Origin of the sequence: Robinsoniella sp. KNHs210, assembly GCF_000686105.1 — a bacterium.
Taxonomy (GTDB): domain Bacteria; phylum Bacillota; class Clostridia; order Lachnospirales; family Lachnospiraceae; genus Robinsoniella; species Robinsoniella peoriensis.
Genome location: NZ_JMLZ01000002.1, coordinates 1621881 through 1631681, shown reverse-complemented (window position 1 = coordinate 1631681; position 9801 = coordinate 1621881). Strand labels below are relative to the sequence as shown.

The following is a 9801-nucleotide window of genomic DNA, read 5'->3' as shown; positions in this document are numbered from 1 at the left end:
AAAATATTTGATGAATAAAACTTAATTTCTGAATTAAAAGGAGAAAAAACCATGTTAGAAAAAATGAAAGACATTATCGCTGAGCAATTAAATTGTGAAACTGAGAATATTACATTAGAGACTTCATTCAAGGAAGATCTGGGAGCTGATTCTTTAGATTTGTTTGAGCTGGTAATGGCTTTGGAAGATGAGTATTCTGTTGAAATCCCTGCAGAAGACCTGGAAGAACTGACTACGGTTGGAAAAGTTCTTGATTACTTAAAAGCAAAAGGTGTAGAAGAATAAGTAAAGTGGCCAGCGCAGCAAAACGCTGTACCTGACAGTCATACTACAGAATAAAAGTCGGCGGGATCCGTCGGCTTTACTATATGTTTCGTTTTGAATGGAGGTCCAATATGACGACAAGAGTAACCGAACTTTTAGGAATCGAATATCCCATTATCCAGGGCGGTATGGCATGGGTAGCTGAGCATCATCTTGCTGCTGCAGTTTCAAATGCAGGAGGTTTTGGCCTGATCGGAGCGGCAAGCGCTCCGGCGGAAGTGGTACGGGAAGAAATTCGTAAAGCAAAAGAACTGACAGATAAACCATTTGGGGTCAATATAATGCTTTTAAGTCCTCATGCAGATGAAGTGGCTAAGGTTGTTGCCGAAGAAGGTGTTAAGGCAGTAACCACCGGAGCGGGTAATCCGGAAAAGTACATGGAACTGTGGAAAGCGGCAGGCATTAAAGTAATACCTGTAGTTGCTTCGGTAGCCCTGGCAAGAAGAATGGCAAAATACGGCGCAGATGCAGTCATAGCCGAAGGTATGGAATCCGGCGGACATATTGGATCACAGACAACGATGACGCTGGTTCCCCAGGTAGTGGATGCGGTAGATATTCCCGTGATAGCAGCCGGAGGAATCGGTGATGGAAGAGGATTTGCAGCAGCTATGATGCTTGGAGCTGAGGCTGTGCAGATAGGTACCCGTTTTGTAGTGGCAAAAGAGTCCATTGTTCATCAAAATTATAAAGACAGGGTCATAAAAGCAAAAGATATTGATTCAGAAGTTACAGGGACTACAACAGGACATCCGGTCCGTTCCCTGAGAAATAAAATGACAAGAGAATACGTGAAATTGGAAAAATCAGGAGCTTCCTTTGAAGAGCTGGAATATTTAACTCTGGGATCTCTGCGAAGTGCAGTAATGGAAGGTGATGTAATCACTGGAACTGTGATGGCAGGCCAGATCGCCGGCTTGATAAAGAAGGAACAAAGCTGCTTGGAAATGATAGAGGAAATAATGACAGAAGCCGGGAAGTTATTAAATACTAATAGACAGGTCTGTGATATACATGGAGGTAAAGTATGAAAAAAATAGCATTTGTGTTCCCGGGACAGGGTGCGCAGTACATAGGCATGGGTAAGGATTTTTATGAGCAGTATGAATCCTGCAAAGAGATCTTTGATCTGGCATCCGGAGTAACCGGACTGGATATACCTGCGCTTTGTTTTGAAGAAAATGATAAATTAAATATAACAGAATATACACAGGTATGTATGCTGGCTGTATCGGCAGCGATCTTAAAAGTTCTGGAAGAAAAAGGATTGAATTCTTGTGTAAACGCAGGATTGAGCCTTGGAGAATATGGTGCATTAGCTGCTTCCAGTGTATTAACCCTGGAAGATGCATTTAAGGTAGTTCGTCAGAGAGGTATCTTCATGCAGGAAGCAGTTCCGTCCGGCGGCGCAATGGCGGCGGTGATTGGCATGGATGGAGAAAAAATTGCAGAAGTCTGTGAAAAAACAGATGGTATTGTCAGTGTGGCAAATTATAATTGTCCGGGACAGATTGCAATCACAGGCGAAGAAGCAGCAGTGCAGAAAGCCTGTGAGACACTTAAAGAAGCCGGTGCAAGAAGAATTGTTCCCCTGAAGGTAAGCGGACCATTTCACTCTGCTATGTTGACAGATGCCGGCAGTAAGCTTGGTAAAGTATTAGATGAAGTAGAAATTCATGAGGTGAAAATCCCTTACGTTTCCAATGTAACCGCAGAATACGTAACAGATAAGAATCAGGTAAAGGATTTACTGCAAAAGCAGATCTATTCATCTGTACAGTGGCAGCAAAGCGTTGAAAATATGATTGCAGAAGGTGTAGACACCTTTATTGAAATCGGACCGGGCAAAACCCTCAGCGGATTTTTACGCAAAATCAACCGTGATATGACAGCGTTAAATGTTGAGAAAGTTGAAGATATAGAAAAAGTATTATCCGCTTTGTCAATGTAAAGATGCAGAACATGCCTGCGAAATGACATGTACCAAAAAAGCATGTACCATAAGTAAAGAACCCGCAGGTTTAATTATAAAGGAGTATATATGTTAGAAAATAAAGTAGCATTAGTAACCGGATCATCCAGAGGAATCGGGAAAGCAATTGCATTGAAACTTGCTGCAGAAGGTGCATTCGTGGTTATAAACTATAATGGTTCCAAGGATAAAGCGGAAGAAGTAGTTGCACAGATTAAAGAAAACGGAGGCAATGCGGTATCCTTCCAATGTAATGTGGCTGATTATGAAAGCACAGAAAAAATGATGAAAGCGCTGATTGCAGAATACCAGCACATCGATATTTTAGTGAACAACGCCGGAATTACCAAAGATAATCTAATCGTGAAAATGAAAGAAGCGGACTTTGATTCCGTAATCGATATAAATCTGAAAGGGTCATTTAACACAATCCGCCATTTATCCAGACAAATGTTAAAACAGAGAAGCGGTAAAATCATCAATATCGCATCGGTATCCGGTGTACTTGGAAATATGGGGCAGGCAAATTATTCTGCATCCAAAGCAGGCATTATCGGGCTTACAAAAGCAATGGCCAGGGAACTGGCGAGCAGAGGCATTACTGTAAATGCAATCGCACCAGGATTTATTGCTACTGAGATGAGCGACGTATTATCCGATGCTATAAAAGAACAAGCCATTGCCCAGATCCCGTTGAAACGATTTGGAAAAGTAGAAGATGTGGCAGAAATGGCAGCCTTTCTGGCTTCTGACCGAGCAGATTATATTACAGGTCAGGTAATCAGTGTAGACGGCGGTATGGCAATTTAAAATCACCTGCAAATGAGCAGATATAACGGAGGTAGCAGCATGAGAAGAGTAGTAGTAACAGGAATGGGCGCAATTACACCGGTAGGTTTAAATGTAGAGAGCTTTTGGGATAGTGTAAAAAAGGAAAGAACAGGATTTGCTCCGATTACCAGATTTGACTGTACGGAGTATCGGGCAAAACTGGCAGCAGAGATCAAAGATTTTGTTGCAAAAGATTTTATGGACTTTAAAGCAGCTAAGCGTATGGAATTATTTTCCCAGTATGCAGTTGCTGCATCAAAAGAAGCAATCGAAGATTCGGGATTAGATATGTCAAAAGAAGATCCTTATATGGTAGGATGCTCCGTAGGTTCCGGAATCGGCAGTCTTCAGGCAGCAGAAAGAGAACACACCAGGCTGGTAGAAAAAGGTCCCAGCCGTGTAAATCCGCTCTTAGTACCGCTTATGATTTCCAATATGGCAGCCGGTAATGTTTCTATCCAGTTTGGTTTGAAAGGGAAAAGTATTAATGTGGTAACTGCCTGTGCAACGGGAACGCACTCCATCGGTGAAGCGTTCCGTACAATTCAATTCGGAGATGCAGATGTAATGGTTGCAGGCGGTACGGAAGCTTCTATCTGCCCCATCGGTGTCAGCGGATTTGCAGCATTGACTGCTCTTTCCGGTGCAACAGATCCACAGAGATGTTCCATTCCGTTTGACAAAGAACGAAGCGGTTTCATTATGGCAGAAGGAGCTGCTGTGGTTGTTCTGGAAGAACTGGAACATGCGAAGAAACGCGGTGCCCGCATTTATGCCGAACTTGGCGGCTATGGCGCAACTAGCGATGCTTATCATATTACTTCTCCGGCAGAAGATGGGGAAGGCGCTGCAAGAGCGATGTTAAATGCAGTAAAAGAAGCAGGACTAAAACCCGAAGATATTACTTATATCAATGCACACGGTACCAGCACACATCATAATGACTTATTTGAGACCAGAGCCATTAAAAAAGCCTTTGGTGATCACGCTTATAATATCCGCGTTAACTCAACAAAATCTATTACGGGACATATGTTAGGTGCAGCCGGATCCATTGAATTTATCACTTGCATCAAAGAAATAGAAGAAGGTTATATTCATCCTACGGTAGGTTATAAAGTACCGGATGAAGAACTGGATTTAAATTATGTTGCAGGAAAAGCAATCGAAGAGCCGCTGGAATATGCAATCAGCAATTCACTTGGCTTTGGCGGACACAACTCCAGTATTTTAGTGAAGAAATATAGAGAGGAGTAATCACATGGAATTTGAAAATTTATTGACTTTAATCGATAAAGTAGCGTCTACCGATCTCACCGATTTTTCCATTGACAATGGAGATGTTAAAATCTCCATGAAGCGGAAACAAAAAGATGTGATAGTAACAAGCGTTTCGGAAGGAATGCTGACACAGCAGTCGTCTGTACAGAATCCTGTGACTGCTGCTTCGCAAACCATGGATGGCGTTTCTGTACCTGATGGAAATACTGTAAAAGCTCCGTTAGTGGGAACTTTCTACAATGCGGCTTCTCCTGAAAATCCGGCTTTTGTTAAAGTTGGAGATGTGGTAAAGAAGGGGCAGACCCTCGGTATTATAGAAGCGATGAAACTGATGAATGAAATTGAAAGCGAATTTGACGGTGTGGTGGAAGCGATTCTCATAGAGAATGAGCAGATGGTGGAATACGGTCAGCCGTTGTTTGTAATTAAATAATAAAACTTCACACCAATCAGGAGGTACGATTATGGCATTATCAACGAAAGAAATTATGGAGATCATTCCACATAGACAGCCGTTTTTATTAATAGATACTATTGAAGAATTAGAACCCGGCAAACGTGCAGTAGGTAAAAAGTGCGTAAGCTACAATGAGCCGTTTTTTGCTGGACATTTCCCGCAGGAACCGGTTATGCCGGGCGTGTTAACCATTGAAGCACTGGCTCAGGTAGGAGCGGTGATCATCTTAAGTGTACCGGAGAATAAAGGCAAGGTTGCTTATTTTGGAGCAATCAATTCTGCCAAATTCAAAGGAAAAGTATTGCCTGGCGATGTATTAATGCTGGAAGTAGAAATGATTAAAGTAAAAGGTCTAATCGGTGTGGGAAAAGCAACTGCGACCGTAGACGGTAAAGTAGTAGCCATAGCGGAATTGACTTTTGCAATCGGATAGGAGATCATATGTTTCAGAAAATATTAATTGCTAACAGAGGAGAGATCGCAGTTCGTATTATTCGGGCATGCCGTGAACTTGGAATTAAAACGGCAGCCGTTTATTCAGAGGCAGACCGGGAAGCCCTTCATACACAGCTGGCAGACGAAGCAATCTGCATCGGACCGGCATCTTCACTGGAAAGTTATTTAAACATGGAACGCATTTTAAGTGCTACGATAGCAGCAAAAGCAGATGCAATTCATCCTGGCTTTGGTTTTCTGTCAGAGAACAGTAAATTTGTGGAAATGTGTCAGAAATGCAATATTACGTTTATCGGTCCCAGTGCGGAGGTCATTAACCGTATGGGAAATAAATCAGAAGCCCGTGCCACCATGATGAAAGCGGGAGTACCGGTTGTTCCCGGTACCAAAGAACCGGTCTATACAGCAGAGGAAGGTAAACGGATAGCAGGAGAAATTGGTTATCCGGTTATGATCAAAGCTTCCTCCGGCGGCGGCGGAAAAGGGATGCGAATATCAGAATCTGCAGAAGATTTCACGGAGAATTTCCAGACCGCACAGATGGAATCGGTGAGAGGATTCGGTGATGATACCATGTATATTGAAAAATACGTGCAAAACCCGAAACACATCGAATTCCAGATCATTGCAGATAAATTTGGCAATGTGGTACAGCTGGGTGAACGAGACTGCTCTATTCAGAGACATCATCAAAAAGTAATTGAGGAATCTCCAAGTGCCGTTCTTACACCGGAATTGCGAAAAGCCATGGGCGATACCGCCATTCATGCTGCAAGAGCAGCTTCATATGAAAATGCAGGAACGATAGAATTCCTTTTAGATAAAAATAAAAATTATTATTTTATGGAAATGAACACCCGTATTCAGGTGGAACATCCGGTAACCGAAATGGTTTCCGGGGTAGATTTAATCAAAGAGCAGATCTATATTGCAGCAGGACTTCCACTCAGTGTGAAACAGGAAGACATTACCTTAACCGGTCATGCCATTGAATGCAGAATTAATGCGGAGAATCCGGCTAAGAATTTTATGCCCTGTCCCGGAAAGATAAATGAAGTACATCTGCCGGGTGGATATGGGGTAAGAATTGATACTGCCGTATACAGCGGATACGAAATTCCACCCTATTATGACTCTATGATTGCAAAAGTAATTGTGCATGACAAAACGAGAGCTTCTGCAATTGATAAAATGAGAAGTACTTTAGGTGAGCTGGTTTTGGACGGCGTCACAACAAATGTAGATTTTCAGTATGAAATACTGAATAATGAAGATTTTCAGGCAGGCGATTTCACAACCGATTTCATAGAAGAACATTTCTAAAAGAAGCCGGTTGGAAGCGTACAGATTGATGCAATGAATTTCAAACAACATGCCTGTGATCCTGTTAGAAATTAAGGAGAGTATAAAATGTCGAAGCTTAAGGATATGTTTAAAAAAACTTCCTACATTCCAATCGGACGTTTGGATGAACCTAAGAAGGAAGAAAAACCTTCTGTAGAAGAAGATGCAGCACCCTGCGTACCGGAGGGGCTTTGGGTAAAATGTCCGAAATGCGGTAAATTGCTGTATAAGCAAGATGTAGTAGATAATCATTATGTATGTCCAAAATGCGGCGGTTATTTTCGGATTAAGACGAAGACCAGACTGCGTATGGTTCTGGACCATGGTACTTATGAATCATGGTATACTGATCTGCCACAGCGCAATCCCCTGGATTATCCGGGATATGAGGAAAAATTGGAAGCACAAAGGGAGAAAACACATCTGCACGAGGCAGTTACAATCGGCAAAGGCAAAATCTATGGAAAAGATGCCGTAGTCGGTGTCTGTGATGCACGTTTTTTAATGAGCAGCATGGGATATGTAGTAGGGGAGAAAATAACCCGCGCATTTGAACAGGCAATTGACGAAAAATTACCTGTTATCTTATTTTGCTGCTCCGGCGGTGCCAGAATGCAGGAAGGAATTGTTTCTCTGATGCAGATGGCGAAAACTTCGGCTGCCATTAAACGCCATTCCGATGCCGGACTTCTTTATATTCCAGTTCTGACAGATCCCACAACAGGAGGTGTAACTGCCAGTTTTGCAATGTTAGGAGATATCATCCTTGCCGAGCCGGGAGCCCTGATCGGATTTGCAGGTCCAAGGGTAATTGCACAAACCATCGGGCAGAAACTTCCGGAGGGATTCCAAAGAGCAGAGTTCCTGGTGGAAAAAGGTATTATAGACGGTATTGTGGAACGAAGCGATCTTAAACTGCGTTTAGCGATGCTCATTGACATGCATGAGAGCAGAAAAGGCTATGCCTCTTTTGAAAAAACAACTGGAGAACTTGGCACACTTTTATATGGTGCTTCTGACTCTCCCGATACCATTCTATCTTCCGTTGGCAAAGCGGTATCCGAAGGATCTGATTTTGATACGGATATGTCTGCCGGTGAATCATTTGGTGATGGGTATAAAAAATCGGCCTGGGAAAAAGTTCAGATCTCCAGGATGGCAGAACGTCCAACCAGTCTGGATTATATTGAAGCGATCTTTGAACATTTTACCGAATTACATGGGGACAGAAGTTTTAGGGATGACGGCGCAGTAGTTGGCGGTATTGCTTACCTGAACGGACAGCCGGTAACGGTGATTGGTCAGCAAAAGGGGAAAAATACAAAGGACAATATTACCCGGAACTTTGGAATGGTATCTCCGGAAGGTTATCGTAAAGCACTTCGCCTGATGAAGCAGGCTGAGAAATTTCACCGTCCCATTATCAATTTTGTAGACACGCCGGGAGCAGCCTGCGGAATTGAAGCAGAAGAGCGGGGACAGGGTGAAGCAATTGCCCGTAACCTGCTTGAGATGTCGGCCTTAAAGACTCCGGTTCTGAGTATTATGATCGGGGAAGGCGGGAGCGGAGGTGCTCTTGGATTAGCGGTAGCAAATGAAGTGTGGATGATGGAAAATGCCACTTATTCGGTTTTGTCACCGGAAGGTTTTGCATCAATTCTGTGGAAAGACGGAAAACGTGCAAAAGAAGCCTCTGAAATTATGAAAATAACAGCAGAAGACCTGAAGGATCTTGGCATTATTGAGCTTATTATACCGGAGCGGGAACCTGCTATGGTGGAAAATATAGCAGAAATAGCAGTTTATATGAAGAAAAATATCTGCAGATTTCTGGAAGACCAGAATAAATTACAGATAGAGGAATTTGCCAGTCAAAGGTACCAGCGCTTCCGAAATATGTAGCAGACAGTCAACCATATCGCAGGCAAGCCTGCGATATGCATAGGAGGTAAGAATGGAATTAAAACCGTTAAAAATCGGGGATTTAACAGCTAGAATACCGATTATCCAGGGAGGAATGGGCGTAGGCGTCAGCTTGTCAAGGCTGGCTGGAAATGTTGCTGCCTGCGGCGGCGTTGGCATTATCTCTACCGCACAGATTGGCTATCGGGAAGAAGGATTTGAGAGTAATCCGATTGAATCAAATTTAAGGGCAATTGCCAATGAAATTAAAAAGGCACGCCAGATTGCAAAAGATGGGATTGTGGGTGTCAACATTATGGTTGCTACGAAGCGTTATGCTGAGTATGTGAAAGCTGCGGTTAAATCCGGGGTGGATTTAATTATCTCCGGTGCCGGTCTGCCTACCATGCTGCCGGAATTAGTGAAGGATAGTAAGACAAAGATAGCACCCATTGTATCCACCATCAAATCCGCCAGCGTGATCCTGAAGATGTGGGAACGCAAATCAGGGCGACTTCCGGATCTTGTCGTGATTGAAGGACCAAGAGCCGGCGGACATCTGGGGTTCTCACTGGATCAGCTGGAAAACTTTACACCGGAAGTCTATGAAGAAGAAATCAAGGGCATCATAGGTGTCGTAAAAGGATATGCTAAAAAATATGAAACCCATATTCCGGTTGTGGTTGCCGGAGGGATCTATACCAGAGCGGATATCGATCATGCGCTAAAGCTTGGCGCCGATGGTGTACAAATGGGTACCCGATTTGTTACAACCTTCGAATGTGACGCCAGTGACGAATACAAACAGACTTATCTGAATGCATCAAAGGAAGATATTGCAATCGTAAAAAGCCCGGTAGGCATGCCGGGACGGGCAATTATCAACGACTTTATGGAACATCCAAAGCCAGGCATCGGAATTAATGGAAAATGTCTGCAATGTCTGGAAAGATGCAATCCGGCAACCATTCCTTACTGTATTACCCGGGCGCTGATCAATGCAGCAAAAGGAAATACTGAGGATGCATTGCTGTTCTGCGGTGATAATGCGTACCGGGCGGATAAACTGGAACATGTGAAGGATATCATGGATGAATTAACGAAATAAAAATCTGAGGACAGTGACTTAATTGGCACTGTCCCCTTTTATGTTCTGGTAAATATCAGGGATACCATGATTACGCAAAATCCGGTATGCGTTTCATAAGATACAAAAAACATTAAGATAAACATT

At 43.1% G+C, this 9801-nt stretch carries 10 protein-coding genes; all 10 read left to right on the top strand.

Annotated elements, in window-relative coordinates; genetic code table 11:
* Positions 1–51: 51 nt before the first annotated feature.
* The 10 genes from acpP (at position 52) to CD03_RS0114080 (ending at position 9675) form a co-directional block, all read left to right on the top strand.
* Entirely contained in the window at positions 52–285 is a 234-nt protein-coding gene (gene acpP / locus CD03_RS0114125; RefSeq protein WP_027294210.1) for an acyl carrier protein, read from the top strand.
* 110 nt (positions 286–395) lie between these two features.
* The gene (gene fabK, locus CD03_RS0114120; RefSeq protein ID WP_027294209.1) at positions 396–1355 is read left to right on the top strand and encodes an enoyl-[acyl-carrier-protein] reductase FabK; all 960 of its coding nucleotides are present in this window, start codon (positions 396–398) and stop codon (positions 1353–1355) included.
* Positions 1352–2275 (top strand): ACP S-malonyltransferase, encoded by a 924-nt coding sequence (gene fabD, locus CD03_RS0114115; protein ID WP_027294208.1) that lies wholly within the window; start codon positions 1352–1354, stop codon positions 2273–2275. Before fabK ends, fabD begins: the two co-directional genes overlap by 4 nt.
* A gap of 90 nt (positions 2276–2365) precedes the next feature.
* Positions 2366–3106: a 3-oxoacyl-[acyl-carrier-protein] reductase gene (fabG, locus tag CD03_RS0114110; RefSeq protein WP_027294207.1), complete on the top strand. Its 741-nt coding sequence runs from the start codon at positions 2366–2368 to the stop codon at positions 3104–3106.
* Between the two features lie 39 nt (positions 3107–3145).
* A complete protein-coding gene (gene fabF, locus CD03_RS0114105) occupies positions 3146–4384 on the top strand; it encodes a beta-ketoacyl-ACP synthase II (RefSeq protein ID WP_027294206.1) in 1239 nt (412 codons plus the stop codon).
* Between the two features lie 4 nt (positions 4385–4388).
* The gene (accB, locus tag CD03_RS0114100) at positions 4389–4841 is read left to right on the top strand and encodes an acetyl-CoA carboxylase biotin carboxyl carrier protein (protein ID WP_027294205.1); all 453 of its coding nucleotides are present in this window, start codon (positions 4389–4391) and stop codon (positions 4839–4841) included.
* Positions 4842–4872: 31 nt separating this feature from the next.
* Positions 4873–5298: a 3-hydroxyacyl-ACP dehydratase FabZ gene (gene fabZ / locus CD03_RS0114095; protein ID WP_027294204.1), complete on the top strand. Its 426-nt coding sequence runs from the start codon at positions 4873–4875 to the stop codon at positions 5296–5298.
* Between the two features lie 8 nt (positions 5299–5306).
* The gene (locus CD03_RS0114090) at positions 5307–6644 is read left to right on the top strand and encodes an acetyl-CoA carboxylase biotin carboxylase subunit (protein WP_027294203.1); all 1338 of its coding nucleotides are present in this window, start codon (positions 5307–5309) and stop codon (positions 6642–6644) included.
* Positions 6645–6731: 87 nt separating this feature from the next.
* Complete coding sequence (locus CD03_RS0114085; RefSeq protein WP_044289383.1) at positions 6732–8567, top strand: acetyl-CoA carboxylase carboxyl transferase subunit; 1836 nt, start codon at positions 6732–6734, stop codon at positions 8565–8567.
* Between the two features lie 52 nt (positions 8568–8619).
* Positions 8620–9675, top strand: a complete 1056-nt coding sequence (locus CD03_RS0114080; protein ID WP_027294201.1) for an NAD(P)H-dependent flavin oxidoreductase — start codon at positions 8620–8622, stop codon at positions 9673–9675.
* The last annotated feature ends 126 nt before the right edge of the window (positions 9676–9801 follow it).

Bases quoted from the DNA above. Each gene is read 5' to 3' on its own strand.
- CD03_RS0114080 (WP_027294201.1), top strand. From the start codon at position 8,620: ATGGAATTAAAACCGTTAAAAATCGGGGATTTAACAGCTAGAATACCG.
- fabF (WP_027294206.1), top strand. From the start codon at position 3,146: ATGAGAAGAGTAGTAGTAACAGGAATGGGCGCAATTACACCGGTAGGT.
- CD03_RS0114090 (WP_027294203.1), top strand. From the start codon at position 5,307: ATGTTTCAGAAAATATTAATTGCTAACAGAGGAGAGATCGCAGTTCGT.
- fabD (WP_027294208.1), top strand. From the start codon at position 1,352: ATGAAAAAAATAGCATTTGTGTTCCCGGGACAGGGTGCGCAGTACATA.
- acpP (WP_027294210.1), top strand. From the start codon at position 52: ATGTTAGAAAAAATGAAAGACATTATCGCTGAGCAATTAAATTGTGAA.
- fabG (WP_027294207.1), top strand. From the start codon at position 2,366: ATGTTAGAAAATAAAGTAGCATTAGTAACCGGATCATCCAGAGGAATC.
- accB (WP_027294205.1), top strand. From the start codon at position 4,389: ATGGAATTTGAAAATTTATTGACTTTAATCGATAAAGTAGCGTCTACC.
- CD03_RS0114085 (WP_044289383.1), top strand. From the start codon at position 6,732: ATGTCGAAGCTTAAGGATATGTTTAAAAAAACTTCCTACATTCCAATC.
- fabZ (WP_027294204.1), top strand. From the start codon at position 4,873: ATGGCATTATCAACGAAAGAAATTATGGAGATCATTCCACATAGACAG.
- fabK (WP_027294209.1), top strand. From the start codon at position 396: ATGACGACAAGAGTAACCGAACTTTTAGGAATCGAATATCCCATTATC.